Genomic DNA, 15,238 nt, shown 5'->3' on the forward strand with positions numbered 1-15,238 from the left:
CACATTAATATCTGTATTTTATTAATTTTCTTGCTAATCGATTAACATTTGGCAAAAATAATTCGTTTTTACCTGTGTTTTGCCCACACATTCCCCAAAATAAAAACAAATTATGCTTGTTAAGAATATTCCGATGTTTAACTTACCACATATAAAACGCTTTCACAAATACCAATTTAAATTTTAATTTTTATGTTTATACCAAAATAGCTTTATATAGCTATGTTTAAGCTTGCTTTAATTAATATTTTTATGTATACCAATTTAATGGATTTTTAATTTTTAGGACAAAAAAAACCCGTAAGTTAAATTTGGTCTTTAACTTACGAGTTATTGATTTATGTTAGAACGTTAGACTGTTGTCGATTCCTAAATTAACTTCAATATTACCACGAGTTGCTTTTGAGTAAGGACAAATTTGATCAGTTGCTTCCATGATTTGGTTTTGTTCAGCATCTGTTAGACCATCAATATGGCATTTCAGATCAACCGCGATATGGAAATCAGCTGGGCCATCTGTTAATAACGTTACTTCAGCACTGACAATGTGTTTAGCTTCGATTTGCGCTTCAGCTAATGCAATTTCCATTGCACCGTTAAAACATGAAGCGTAGCCAGCTGCGAATAATTCTTCCGGGTTCGTGCCGCCTTTACCCGGATCTGTGATTTGGAAATGTAGTTTATCGTCTGGTGATTTAACCTCACCACTACGGCCACCTTGGTTAATCATCTTGTTAGAATACAACTTTTTTGACATTTTGATTCCTCCATTTCTTGGTTTCAGGTTAAGTATAACATTTTTATATCGTGTACGATATGTTTTTGATTAAAAAACCATCCTGGGCCCTTTTTTGGGTGGATGGTTTTTTGAATTTTTGTTGTTGGAACGTGCTCCGGAAAGCTGCACCTTCCGGTTAGCACCTTTACTTTTTTATTGCCGAAACGTGTTCCGAGCAACTGCTTCTTCCGGTTAACAGACTTTAAGCAAAATCCCAAGTTCAGGGATTTCACTTAAAGTCTGTTAATCCTCAGAAGCAACCCGTTGCTCTCCACACTCTAATCTGCCGACAATGCATCAATCGGATTCAACCTCGACGCTCTTCTTGCTGGTAGTAAGGCCGCGATGAATGAGATTGCTAATGCGATGATGATGGTGCTGATGACGTTGCCCCATGTAATTTGGACCATATTGTATTTCACAATGCCGTATAAGACCTTGTTCAAGCCAAAGCTGGCGACGTAGGCAATCACTAGTGACAAGGCTGCTGAGAATAGACCAATTAGGATTGATTCGGCCGTGAATAAACGGCGAATGTCTTTTTTACGTTCACCTAGTGCACGTAAAATACCGATTTCTTTAGTCCGTTCGGATACTGACATGTACATTGTCACGATGATCATTAATGCTGACACAAGTAATGAAATGCCGGCGATGGATGATAAGACGATTGAGGCAATTTGGACGTATTGGTTAACCGTATCCAAAATGTCACCGACTGTGATGGCACCGAAAATATACTTATCACCTTGTTTTGTCGCTTTGATATCTTTGGCAACACTCTTCACATTGCTAGCTTTATCCACATTCACAGAAACATAGTTCGCATCAGTGATGGCTTTAGAGTCCTTCATCAACTTATGCATCGTGGCATAGTTAGTTGATGCTGGTACAGAAGCGTTTTGGCCCCCTTTAGTAAAGCCTGAGACCTTCAACGTTTTCTTCATTTGAACAGGCTGATTATCCTTGTTAATCCATGGAATCGAGAAGGTGATTTTTTTGCCTAATAACGCTTTGTAATTCTTGCTTCCAGTTAAAGCAGTTGCTTGTGCTTTACTAATCACGACTTCATTATCTTTTGGTGCATGACCAACTGAAATCGTGTCACTAGCAAACGCCTTGGTCCAGGTTTGGAAACTGCTGCCGTTTGTGTTGTTCTTCTTGTACGTCAACGTATAGTTGCTTAACTGATAGGCTGCTTCAACTTGAGAAACATGCTTAATTTTCTTGAGTTTATTGACTTGTTTATCTTTAATCAATAATTTATCAGGTTGGCTTGAATACTTTTGCATCGACTCTTGTAATTGCGCCGTACTAATATTTTTACCAGTTGGATTTTTCAATACCGTAATCGAGCGCGGATTCACCATTGAATTAATTTGATCTTGGATGAAGCCGTTGACCCCATTACCCAGACCACTAAATAAGAGCACCGCAAACAACCCAATAGCCGTTCCCAGCATAATCAAGGAATTACGCCAGAAGTTGTATTTTAAATGCTTAAAGGCGTTATTATAACTGGCAGCTGACGATAATGGTTTGGGTTCTAGCTGCTTAACTTGATTTTCTGGCATCGGGTAGGCTGGTTTCAAGCGCGTATCACCATCTAACACACCGTCAGATAAATGAATAATCCGCGTTCCGTAGTTCGCCACGTCCTGTGAATGGGTAACGGCAATCACTAATTTACCTTGGGCCGCAATCTGGGCCAGCATTTCCAATACTTCTGCCGTATTTTGAGAATCTAGTGCTCCAGTTGGTTCATCTGCGATGATAATTTCTGGATCACTTGCTAATGCACGGGCAATTGCCACTCGTTGTTTTTGCCCACCGGACAATTGGTTCGGGTGCTTTTTCAATTGGTCGCCTAAACCAACTTGTTTTAACAACTGAATAGCCCGTTCTTTACGTTCACTGCTTGATAATTTCGTCATATCAAGTGACACTAAAATATTATCGACGATGTTTAAATGGCTAATCAGATTATACGATTGATAAATATAGCCAATCGTGCCGCGTCGGTAATCATCAAGTTGTTTTTCTTTTGTATGATCGAGCACATGTCCATCAACTTTAACTTGGCCGGTAAAGTTACGATCAAGACCGCCAATAATGTTCATTAAGGTTGATTTTCCGCCACCGGATTCACCTAAAATTGAAACAAATTCGCCGCGTTCCAACTCAAAGTCAATTCCGTTTAACACTGGAAATTCTTCTTTGCCTAAGTAATATGACTTATGAATGTCATGTAGTTCTAAATATGCCATAGAGCTCTCCTTTTTGTCAGCAAGTTCAGCTTCGTCGGTGTAAAGCCTAAAAAAGACAGTCACACATTTGTGATTGCCTTTTTTATTAACCGCAATTAATGGGCATTTACCACACTCGGTAAATTACACCACTGCATTAACAATTTCAACTAATTTATTGATAAATTAAAATTTAAACTCATCCACGATGTGCACATTGACGTTGTCACTACCGTGTAACAACTTAGCTACTGGACAACGTGTTTCTGCAATATCTAGCATTCGTTGGGCATTTTCAGGTGTTTGATCTGGAATCAGCACTTGGGCATCTAATTTGAATTGATACCCATGAGTGTCGTGCATCATATCAATACCAACGCGGACCTTACTTTTGTGTTCTAGACCTTCTCGTTTTTCCAGTGCTTGGAGTGTCGCATTTAAACAAGTTGCGAGTGCTAAGCCAACCAGTTGTTCCGGATTTGTCCCTGCATCCGGTTTGAGCGGGCTACTGACACCCAGACTCATCCCCTCTTGATTACCAACATATGAAACTCCTGGTAATCCAGCATCATTTTCAACTTCTGTATGGTATAAAACTTTATCAAGTAGTGACATAAGTATCCCCTTTTCTAGTTTGCCCCTAGTTTACTACCAGTTCCTACTGATTCAATACGATTTGCATCGTTTTTTCAATATTGGCACTATTTAAAAACATTGAAATTGATGAAATCCCACTAACACCAGTGGCCAGGACGTCAGGAACATTTTTTTCTGTGATACCACCAATCGCTACAATTGGCTTATCGCTGACTTCTAATAAATTTTTTAGCCCTGTCGTCCCAATTGCTGGATCAGCATCGGCCTTAGAATTTGTCGGATAAATCGGTCCACTGCCAACGTAAGCAACTTGTGGCAATTGATTAGCTACCCGAATTTCTGCTGCCGTGTTACATGAATAGCCAACAAACATATCGTCACCTACTGCATCAATGACGGCTTCAACTCGACGATCTTTTTGGCCAACGTGGACACCATCCGCTTGAATCTTAATAGCAAGCGGAAAATCGTCGTCAATAATTAACGGGATCTGATATTTCGTGGTCAGTTGTTTGCATTGCAAGGCCAACTCATAACGCTCATCTTCATTAAGACGTGAAGTGCCTTTTTCACGCAATTGAAATGCTGTAATGCCCGCCTTCATTAACGCTTCAATCTTGGGCAAAAATGCACTTGGGTCACCCAAATCTTGGGTACCGCCGACCAAGTAAGCTTTTAACATTTCTGCATTAAATTTCATCTGCTTCCACCTCGCGATAGGCCCAGTGATTCAGTGGCCCGTGTCCATGTCCAACCTGAATACCATTGCGAATCGTTGCATCAACATAGCTTTTACCCATGCGAATAGCTTGCTCGATTGAATCACCTTTCGCAAGTTGGGCCGTAATGCAAGCTGATAATGTGTCGCCGGTACCGTGAGTATTTTCCGTGGCTACACGTGGCGCACTCAACCAAAACGAAGTACCATTTTCAAGTAAGACAAAGTCACTACTTTGTCCTTCCTCAATAAAGTGGCCACCTTTAACCATCACGTTTTTCGTTCCCATGGCTTGTAGCTTTTTGGCTGCAGTTTCCATGTCTGCTTCATCTTTAATGGTCATTTGCGCTAATTTTTCCGCTTCTGGCAGATTGGGGGTCACAATCGTGGCGAGTGGCAAGAGTTCATTGGCTACCACACTAACTGCATCTTCGCTTAACAATGGTGCACCGCCTTTTGCAATCATCACCGGATCCACGGTTAATGGACCAAAATCATAACGTTTAAGGTTTTCCACCACCGTTTTTACCCTTGTCACATCGGCTAGCATTCCCGTTTTACAGGCTTTGATATCTAAATCTTCATCAAGTGACGCAAACTGTTCATCAATAATTTTGGGTGGGAGTGCCATAAAATCCGCTACTCCTAAAGTATTTTGAGCTGTGATCGCAACTAACACTGTAGTTGCAAAGACATGTCGTTCCTGAATCGTCTTTAAATCAGCTTGCATCCCCGCGCCGCCACCGCTATCAGAACCGGCAATCGACAAGGCCTGTGGATATTGTTTCGTCATTAGACTTCCTCCGTTGATAACTTACCTTCAATTTGTTTTTCTGTCACTAAGTTTAATTCATCCATGAGTTGAATTGCAAAAGTACCCGGGCGTGGTTGATCTAACTGCTCTGCCACTAATTGTCCAGTTGTCGCAAAGACTGCACACGCCGTTTGTGCCGCTTCATAAAAGTCAGTTGTTACTGCACTAAAAGCACCAACAATACTAGAGAGCATGTCTCCAGAACCGACGTGTAATTGAAATAATGATGTGCCATTATAAACTTTCGTAGCTTGGGTACCGTCGGTAATAATGTCAGTTTCCCCGCTTAAAATAACAACACAGTTACGCACTTGGGCACATTTTTTGGCAACTTCAACGAGATCACCAGATCCCGAACCGGCATCGATGCCCTTGGCGGCCCAGTCAATTCCGGCTAATGCGGCAATTTCACCTGCGTTGCCACGGATGATGTCTGGTTGAAAATCGGTTAATAATTGATTGGCAGCTTGGAGGCGGAATTGGACGGCTCCCACTGCAACTGGATCAATGATGAGTGGTTTGTGATATTGTTTAGCTAATTGGCCGACAACTTTAATTTGCTCTAGTTGTGGGATTGTGAATGCACCCAGGTTGATGACGACTGCTGAACTGATTTTGACCATTTCTTCTGCTTCTTTGACTTCCTCGGACATGATGGGTGAGGCACCGATCGCGTTGATGCCGTTGGCGACGTCTTGGACTGTGACGAAGTTTGAGATGTTGAAAACGATTGGGTTTTGGGTTCTTAGGGTTGTTAGTAGGTTGATTTTCATGGTTTGGGTCCTTTCGTTTTTAGGTGGTTTTTCTTCCTTATTTTTATGGCTGAAACGTGTTCCGAGCAACCCGTTGCTCTCCACACTCTGGCTCATTGCGTCAACTCAAAAAAATCATCACCCAAAAAGGACACTCACAAAACCTGTGAGCATCCTTTTTGGGTGATGATTTTTCAGAGCTAAACGACGCTCTTCGCATTACACTTTCCTTCGCAAGTACCAACTTCACAGGTTCAAAGGGATCACGTTTGATTAACGTGTCTCAGTCTTTTATAAGACACCCCTAGTGTGTATTTAATTGGTTTTATAATACTTGATTCATAAGTTAAATTCAATGGCTGTTATGAGGTGGTGTGTTAGAATGGTCCTGTAATAACCAATTTGGAGGGAAAATTATGCAAGATATTGCTGATACTTACACATTAAATAATGGCGTTAAAATTCCAGTTGTTGGTTTTGGAACTTGGCAAACTCCGAGCGGCAAAGTTGCCTATGATTCCGTTAAAATCGCTCTTGCAAGTGGTTATCGCCATATCGATACTGCGACAGCATATGGTAATGAAGAAAGTGTTGGGAAAGGGATTAAAGATAGCGGTCTTAACCGTCATGACATCTTTTTGACCACCAAACTTTGGAATCCTGACCACGGCTATGAAAATACGAAAAAAGCCCTCGATAAATCATTGACTAGTCTGGGTACTGATTACGTTGACCTCTACTTAATCCATTGGCCAAGTCCTGTGGATACCCGTGATCATTGGGAAGAATTGAATGCCGAAACTTGGCGAGCCATGGAAGAAGCCTTAAAAGCAGGTAAAACCCGTGCCATTGGAATTTCTAACTTCCGTCCTAAGCATTTGGAAGCTTTGATGAAAACTGCAACTGTCACCCCGGCTGTGAACCAAAACTTCTTAAACCCAAGTGATTTACAACCAGAAGTAACTGAAGCAAATGCCAAATATAATATTTTCAATGAAGCTTACAGTCCACTCGGTACTGGTAAAATCTTCTCTGTGCCAGAATTAAAAGAAATGGCCCAAAAGTATGACAAAACCGTAGCACAAGTTGTCTTACGTTGGTCATTACAACATGGTTTCTTGCCATTACCAAAATCGGTCCATGCTAATCGCATTGAAGAAAATACCGACTTATTCGATTTTGCTTTAAGCGCTGACGATATGAAGGTCATTGATGGCCTTCGTGGTGTTGCCGGTTTAGCAAATGACCCCGATGTTCAAAATTTCTAACCTTACTATAGTAGAAGATGTGATGCACATCTTCTTTTCTTTTTGCCGCTAACTATGCCATAATGATAGCCGATGATTTTATACAGATAGGATATTTTAAATGACTAAACAATCAAAATTTAAACAGGCTCCATCCATCGATGTCCCAGTTGATACTCGTTTTCCACTCACCATCAAACGTTTAGGAATCAACGGCGAAGGTATCGGCTATTTCAAACACAAGATTTGCTTTGTCCCCTATGCACTGGTTGGCGAAGTGATTGTTGCTGAAGTAACTGAAAGTGCCCCTAAGTTTTTGCGGGCTAAAATTCACCAAATTCGAACTGAAAGTCCCGATCGGGTTACACCACGTGATGCATATGCAAGTGAAGTTGGTGGCTTTGAACTGGAGCATCTGAGTTATCCAAAACAACTCAAATTCAAACGCGATGTCGTCGTTCAAGCACTCGAAAAATTTAAACCACGGGGCTATCGCCACTATGACATTCGACAAACACTAGGAATGAATGATCCTTATGCTTATCGAAATAAAGCTCAATTTCAAATCCGGATGATTAATGGCCATGTTGCTGCCGGACTTTATAAAACTGGCACGCACGACTTAGTTGATCTCGAAACCTGCAGTGTGCAGATGCCTGAGACAATGAAAGTTATGCGTGCACTAGTTGCCAAAATTGAAGCATTAGAAATTCCAATTTATGACGAACACCATAATTCTGGTATTTTAAAAACCATCGTGGTGCGCGTGGCACGTCACACCGGTCAAGTACAAGTCACATTTATTACCAATTCAACGAAACTGCCAAAAAAACATGAACTTCTAGAGTTCATCATGACTGAATTACCTGAAGTAGTGTCTGTCATGCAAAATGTTAATCCGGGTAAACAATCTTTAATCTGGGGAGATCAAATGATGCCCCTCGCTGGAGAAGATGCCATTACCGAACAGATTTCAGGGTTAGATTTTCGTTTGTCAGCCCGTGCCTTCTTGCAACTTAATCCTCGGCAAACTGAAGTTTTGTATCAAGAAACGGCTGACGCATTGGAACTTGATTCAGCAGATAATCTTGTTGATGCGTATGCTGGGATTGGTACTATCGGTCTGTCGCTTGCAAACCAAGTTAAAGAGGTCCGGGGGATGGAAGTCATCGCAGATGCCGTCGATGATGCTAACCAAAATGCCCGATTAAATCACATCACAAACGCTACCTATGAAGTCGGTAGTGCCGAAAAACTCTTTCCAATTTGGACCGATGATGGTTTCTTTGTTGACGCACTAGTGGTGGATCCGCCACGCACTGGTTTGGATAAGGCTTTAATTAATAGTATTTTAGACGTCCGCCCGTCTAAATTTGTCTATGTCTCTTGCAACCCTTCAACATTAGCTCGAGACCTCGTCACATTGACGAACGACTATCAAGTTGTGTTCATGCAACCCGTTGATATGATGCCACAAACAGCAAAATGTGAAGTTGTTGTTAAGTTAGAGCTTATTAAATAATCATTTTCATATTTTTATTAAGCAGATTTCTTTTAAAACAGAAATCTGCTTTTTTATTGCTGTCAAAGAGATTTACGATTTTTATCATCATTAATATCGATAAATAAAAGCTTATTTTATTTAGCCTTGTGCGATTTAATTGTATAAATTATATATAGGTTATTGATTGCATTAATTTTTCCTAAAGTTTATCATGAAAATATAAAGATAAGATTTGCCTTAATACAAACATTTCTTTTATCTTATTGAATTCCATTTTTCTAGCAATAAAAAAACTGGAGGTATCTATCATGAAGACAAACGAAACGAAAGTGCATTACAAGATGTATAAGATTGGCAAGAAATGGGCCGTGGCAGCCATTGCCGTTGGTACATTTAGTCTTGCAAGCGGTTACACATTAACTTCTGCTCATGCAGATGATACAGCAGTAACTACTGAACAAACATTGCCTGTATCTAGTGCTGCCGACGTTGTTGAACCAGCTACTGAATTAACCAGTAGTGCTGTTTCTGTAGTTGATTCTTCCACTGTGGCAGAAGTTGAAGCGCCAGCTGCAATTGAAACACCTCAATCAACTGCACCAATCACAGCTTCTAGCGCAGCGCCAACGACTAGTGTTGCAACTAGCGCTGCTCCTAAAGTGGCGGCAGCAAATGTGATCCAAAAGAATAATAAAAATTATACTCAAGTGACTAGAGAAAACTTTGCAGATTATTTTAATTTGAATGGTAGTGCCCAATATGATGCTGATTCAGGCATTATTACCATCACTGAAAACAAGCAAAATCAAGTGGGTAACTTCTCACTGAAAGAAAAAATCAATATGGATGAAGACTTTACTTTAAAGGGTAAAGTAAATATTGGTAATTCTAAAGCAGTCATTAATAAAATCGCTGATGGAATTGGGTTTGCCTTCCATGAAGGAAACACCACAGATATTGGTGAAGATGGCGGAAATCTCGGAATTGGTGGCTTAGTAGGTGCCATTGGTTTTAAATTAGACACCTTCCATAATGTAGAACAACAACCAACGAATACTGGCAGCAAGGATTCATACGGTTGGGCTGCAGATCCAACTAATCACACACCATATGGCGCCTTTGCCTACACTAATAAAACACCTGAGTTGATCAATGGTCGCAATGTTTATTGGCATATGCAGATGCTGATAGTGTTGAAAATTTACAATCTAACATTCTAGATGGTAGCTTCCATGATTTCACAATTGAATACGTTAACCATGTTTTGACCATTACGCTTGATATTAAAAAGAATAAGAAATATGTGTGGACAAAAACAGTTGATGCCGGTCAATCAGCGATGGCTATGATTGTCTCAGCTTCAACTGGTTGGGGAGCTACTCGCCAAGAATTCCAATTTGACTCATTTGAATATACGGCTGCGTCAACAGTTAACGTCCGCTATGTTGATCAAAATAATGAAGATATCGAATTGCCAGCGGACTTAATTGAAGCAAGTAAGCCTTCGTATTCGGATGGCGAAAGCATTGGTAGTAAATATTCAACAAATAAACTTGAAATTCCTGGCTACCGCTATGTTGGCATGGGTGAAGGTAGCATCCCTACAGAAGGTACTCTAACTGATATTGGTGACAACGGTACTGTAATTTACGTTTACGAGAAAGTAAACTATACGTCAGAATTCAAGACAGTTAGTCAAACTATTAACTATCTTGATGTTAACGATCATTCAAACAAATTAGCAAAATCTAATGTCCAAACGATTGGTTTTGTAACTGTTAAAGAAAACGATAAAAATCCGATTACTTACTACCTAGCTGGCGCTACAGAAGTTCCTGAGTTAGATTCACAAGGAAATCCACCAGCTGGATGGACGGCCGTGACGACAGAGCAAGCTGCTTACAAGAGCTGGCCACATGCTAACGTAACAAATTATCATGTTGTTTCCACTTCACAAACACCAGAAAACCTAACTGAAGTTGTGAGCACACCGGTTTCAGTTGATGATGAAAATTCAACAATTAATGTTTATTACGGTATCAATTATTCTTGGGTAGTAGACCATGCTGAACGTGTGATTGAATACGTAGATCAATCAGGCGCCGCACTTCCTGATACTACTCCGGATATTCAAGAAATTTCATTTGTGACGGTTATCGATCCAACCAAAGGAGACAACGATTCAGGTACTGTCTACTATGCACTTGGTATGCAAAACGTGCCAGAATTAGATAGCTCAGGCGTCCCTGTTGGTGAAGAATGGTACTTGTCTGATACCGCTAGCTACACCAGTGTTCCTCATCCAGATGTGACAAATTACCATGTTATCACAATCTCTGATGAATTAGCTGGTGATTTGACTAACGTTAATGCACAAACCGTATCTAAGGAATCTGGTAATTCCAAGATTATTGTGACATATGCACCGAACTATTCAGTCAGTGGCATATCCGTTACTAAGAGAAACATTAGTTATGTAAATACAGATGGTACAAGTATATTCCCTCCGAACAACCTGGCTATTACTTTCGTTGAAGTTAATAACCCTGCCACAGGCACACCTGAATACTTCTTTGCTTTTGGTGCACATCCAATCCCTATTTTAAATGATAATGGTACTCCAAAAGGAAACTGGTTCACTGGCTATAGTGCAAATTCGTCAGCTTGGTCACACCCAGTTATCTCTAATTACACAGTGATTTCAACAAGCAACCCAGAATATTCGGACTTAAATGGTATCTTTCAGTATCGGTTTTTCTTTGATCCAGCAAACACACCAACTGTAATTAACATTGTCATTACCTATGACCAATCATATGCAGTTGCTGATCATAATGTGGTGAATCAAACCGTTAAATACGTTGATCAACAAGGTGACGAAATTGGGTTTGATGCTAATGAACAAGCTCTTACTTTTGTCACTGTAGCAAGCGTGAAAGATCCTGAAAATCCACTCACTTATTATCAAATTGGTGATTTTGAGGAACCGACCTTAGATGAATCCGGTATCCCGGTAGGTGCTTGGACACTGATGGATGACAATTCAACATTTGTCACTGTACCACATCCAACTGATTCGAGATACAAGATCATTAGTACTTCTGATACAGAAAACAGTAACTTAGAAGAAGTATTTGCACGTAATATTAGTATGGCTGATAGCGATCACGAAATTGTCATCACTTATGCACCTGACTATCAAGTAGGTCGACAAATGAGTGTCGCTCGCCAGGTTAATTACGAAACACAAGATGGCACACCTGTTAAGCCATCTCTAAAAGACTCTGTCAGATTTGTGTCCGTGTATAATCCAGTCACGGAAAATTCAATCGGTTATTACAATACTGATGAATACGCACCGATTGTTTTAGATGATCATGGTCGACCAACCGGGAACTGGACTGAAGGAAACACGTTCGATTTAATTGAAGTTCCGCATCCTTCTGTTGACAACTACCGCGTAATCTCAACGGACAATGCCGGCATCACTGATCTTGAAAAGACGTTCTTATATCCAGTCTCATTTGATCCGATTAACAATCCCGGCGGGTCCAAGTTAGTTGCTGCAACAATTGTCTATGCTCCAGCTTATAGCGTTACAGAACACAAGACAGTCAACCAAACAATCAAATACGTCGATCAAAATGGCGATCGCATTGGCTTTAATGATAATCTTCAATCAGTATCATTTATCTCTGTAACTAATCCAGATACTAATGAAATCGTCACTTATTACAAGATCGGTACCCATGGCGAACCATCACTAGATGCCTCCGGCGTTCCAGGAGATGGTTGGGCACTAATGGATGCAAACTCAGTATTTCTCACCGTACCGCATCCGTTTGACTCACGTTATAAAGTTGTTAATACTTCAGATCCAGAAAACAGTGATTTACTATCCGTTTACTATAAGGCTGTTAGCATGACTGATAGCGATAAGGAAATCGTCATCACCTATGCACCAGCATATTACATCAGTAAAGTATCAGCCACTGGACGAGTTGTTCATTATGAAACTGAAGATGGTACTCGAGTCGCAAATATGGCCGTTGACCCTGTACACTTCATTGAAATTCATAATCCAGTGAATGATAGTAACTCCTATTATTTTAACGACGTTGATTCAAATTTTCCTAATATCGATAATAGCGGACAACCTGATGGTAATTGGCAAATTGGAAATATGACGAATCTACGTGAAATACCACATCCAACTGTTGAAAATCTTCACGTTATTCATACCACTAATACTGATCAATCTGATCTAGAAACCACATTTGCTCTACCGGCAACTTTTGATGCTGACAATCAAGTTACCATAATCGAGTTCAAAGTTATTTATGCACCAAACTATGAAGTTTCCGAACACAAGGTAGTCAACCAAACGATTAAGTACGTCGATCAAAACGGTGATGAAATTGGATTTGATGATGATCTGCAATCAGTTTCCTTCACCACAGTTCACAACCCAGATTCAAATGAAGACATCACTTATTACCAAATTGGCACTGTAGAGTCACCAACTTTAAATAATGATGGTACACCAGTGGGCAGTTGGTCACTCATGAACGAAGATGCCAAGTTCAGTGCCGTTCCTCATCCAACCGATGCTAGATATCTCATCAAGTACATTTCTGATGGCATAAACAGCGATCTAACACAGACGTTTGACAGAAATGTTTCAATTACTGACGATGATCATACAATGTTTGTCATCTATGTGCCGAACTACCAAGTAACTGACATGCGTTCTATCTCACGAACTATTGATTACTACCTTCAAAATCCGGCTAGTGTAGAGAATTACGGTTCTAACTTTGAAGAAGCAGCATTTCTTAGTATCTACAATCCGGTTACAGATCAAACAACGCAATACAATAAGATTGGTCAACATGATGCGATAGTAATTAATGATGACGGTATCCCAGAAGGTGACTGGAATAACAGTGATTTCTACACATTTGATTCAGTAGCTCATCCCGATATTCCTAATTATGTTGTTTACTATTCAAGTGACGGAGATCTAACCGCCGTTTCTAGTGTAGATGCCACAGCTGGTTTTGGACATCAATATGAGGGTGTCTACTACAAACCAGCTTACACAGTTTCTGAATTCAATACCGTGACCCAAACGATTCAGTATCGTAACCAAGCTGGTGAATCTGTTGGTGAACCAGACAACCAACAATCAATCTCATTCATCACGATCCATAATCCGGCTGACAACACAGATCACACTTATTTAAGCAGTAGTACTCATGAACAACCAGAACTTGATGATTTAGGTGTTCCAATGGGTGATTGGGCTTTAATGGATGAAACCAACTTTGATGCCATTGATCACCCAAATATCAAAAACTATGTAGTAACATCCGTAGATAGTACAAACGCAGATCTAACTGGCGTATTCGCAAACCCAGTTAATACTGATTCTGAAGATTCATTAATTACCGTTGTTTATGGTCCAAACTATCAAGCCGAATTACACAGCGTGGAACAAGTGATTCGCTATCTCGACCATACTGGTGAATCAATGACGAATCATGATCCATATGCGAGCGACTACTACCAAACAGTATCATTCTTAACTGTCTTCAACCCAGTAACTGGCGAATCAAATTACTTCCACAAACTGGATGCAGCAGACAGTGCCGAAATCGATGAATTTGGTCAACCAAATTCAGAATGGCAAGTTGGCGATCGTGTTCAAGTCGATGCAGTGGCCCATCATCAAGTTGATAAGCTACGGGTTAACACTGTTGACTTCCCAGATGATGCTGATTTAGGTCAAGCGAGAATCTTAACGACTGTGCCAGCACAAACTTACACCACAACTTGCAACAGTCGGACATTCGTCATTCACTATGGCCCTGATTACTCAGCCTTTACGAACCAAATTAACCAAACAATCAAGTATGTTGATACCAAAGGCAATGCGATGAGTACTCACAACGTAGCAGCTAAAGACCAAAGTCGCACGATTACCTTCCTCGTAGTCAATAATCCACTCGAAGAAACACAAACCGTTTACTATCAAATGGGGCAACACGCTAATCCAACCATTGATAACGACGGTAACCCTGGCAAAGAATGGATTAATGCAACTAGTGCGACATTCACAGCGATTGCAAATCCAACTATTGATGGGTTCAAGGTGATCAGTACTACAGATCCAAGTAACGATTTAACCCAGATTACTGATCAGCTAGTTAATCCTGATAGTCTCGATCAAACCTTGGTTGTGACATATGAAGCACAGACACCAGTTGATCCTGAAGAACCTGTGGATCCAGAAGAACCAGTAGACCCAGAAACACCGGTTGATCCTGAAACACCAACAACTCCAGGTGGTGGTTCGCAAACAGGAACACCTTCAGATCAAAACATAACTAAGTTACCAACGAATGTGGATTCTAAGCCATTAGAAGTTACCACTAGTTCAAGTACGACTTTACCAAAGACAGCTGAAGCAGAAACACAAAGTCAATTAAGGCTCTTCGGTGCCATCATGCTTGGTTTAAGTAGTTTACTAAGCTTGATCACCCTTGGTAAATTCGGTCCCATTCGTAAGAAAAAATAGTC

General features: G+C 40.5%; 10 protein-coding genes and 1 riboswitch. Of the genes, 4 read left to right on the top strand and 6 right to left on the bottom strand.

Features of this window, described 5'->3' with window-relative positions; all coding sequences use genetic code 11:
• Window positions 1-343: 343 nt before the first annotated feature.
• From ACYVQZ_RS06190 to thiM, 6 genes are all read right to left on the bottom strand, one after another.
• A complete protein-coding gene (locus tag ACYVQZ_RS06190) occupies window positions 344-757 on the bottom strand; it encodes an Ohr family peroxiredoxin (RefSeq protein WP_461240537.1) in 414 nt (137 codons plus the stop codon).
• A gap of 299 nt (window positions 758-1,056) precedes the next feature.
• Window positions 1,057-3,045: an ABC transporter ATP-binding protein/permease gene (locus ACYVQZ_RS06195; protein WP_461240538.1), complete on the bottom strand. Its 1,989-nt coding sequence runs from the start codon at window positions 3,043-3,045 to the stop codon at window positions 1,057-1,059.
• 165 nt (window positions 3,046-3,210) lie between these two features.
• Window positions 3,211-3,639 carry an OsmC family protein gene (locus tag ACYVQZ_RS06200; RefSeq protein WP_461240539.1) on the bottom strand — a complete coding sequence of 143 codons (429 nt, stop codon included), beginning with the start codon at window positions 3,637-3,639 and terminating at the stop codon, window positions 3,211-3,213.
• A 43-nt stretch (window positions 3,640-3,682) separates the two neighbouring features.
• On the bottom strand, window positions 3,683-4,321 hold the full coding sequence (gene thiE, locus ACYVQZ_RS06205) for a thiamine phosphate synthase (RefSeq protein ID WP_461240540.1): 639 nt from the start codon (window positions 4,319-4,321) through the stop codon (window positions 3,683-3,685).
• Window positions 4,311-5,132, bottom strand: a complete 822-nt coding sequence (gene thiD / locus ACYVQZ_RS06210; protein WP_461240541.1) for a bifunctional hydroxymethylpyrimidine kinase/phosphomethylpyrimidine kinase — start codon at window positions 5,130-5,132, stop codon at window positions 4,311-4,313. Before thiD ends, thiE begins: the two co-directional genes overlap by 11 nt.
• Window positions 5,132-5,926, bottom strand: coding sequence for a hydroxyethylthiazole kinase (gene thiM / locus ACYVQZ_RS06215; RefSeq protein ID WP_461240569.1), 795 nt, complete (start codon window positions 5,924-5,926; stop codon window positions 5,132-5,134). The genes thiD and thiM overlap by 1 nt, the downstream gene beginning before the upstream one ends.
• A gap of 188 nt (window positions 5,927-6,114) precedes the next feature.
• Window positions 6,115-6,221: riboswitch (TPP riboswitch) on the bottom strand.
• A 100-nt stretch (window positions 6,222-6,321) separates the two neighbouring features.
• On the opposite strand from thiM, the gene ACYVQZ_RS06220 reads away from it, so the two are divergent.
• The 4 genes from ACYVQZ_RS06220 to ACYVQZ_RS06235 all read left to right on the top strand — a co-directional run bounded on the left by ACYVQZ_RS06220 (window position 6,322) and on the right by ACYVQZ_RS06235 (window position 15,236).
• Entirely contained in the window at window positions 6,322-7,173 is an 852-nt protein-coding gene (locus ACYVQZ_RS06220) for an aldo/keto reductase (protein WP_461240542.1), read from the top strand.
• A 100-nt stretch (window positions 7,174-7,273) separates the two neighbouring features.
• A complete protein-coding gene (rlmD, locus tag ACYVQZ_RS06225; protein ID WP_461240543.1) occupies window positions 7,274-8,674 on the top strand; it encodes a 23S rRNA (uracil(1939)-C(5))-methyltransferase RlmD in 1,401 nt (466 codons plus the stop codon).
• 290 nt (window positions 8,675-8,964) lie between these two features.
• The gene (locus tag ACYVQZ_RS06230) at window positions 8,965-9,876 is read left to right on the top strand and encodes a lectin-like domain-containing protein (RefSeq protein WP_461240544.1); all 912 of its coding nucleotides are present in this window, start codon (window positions 8,965-8,967) and stop codon (window positions 9,874-9,876) included.
• Window positions 9,825-15,236: a MucBP domain-containing protein gene (locus ACYVQZ_RS06235; protein WP_461240545.1), complete on the top strand. Its 5,412-nt coding sequence runs from the start codon at window positions 9,825-9,827 to the stop codon at window positions 15,234-15,236. Before ACYVQZ_RS06230 ends, ACYVQZ_RS06235 begins: the two co-directional genes overlap by 52 nt.
• The last annotated feature ends 2 nt before the right edge of the window (window positions 15,237-15,238 follow it).

The organism is Paucilactobacillus salsurae, from assembly GCF_054784995.1.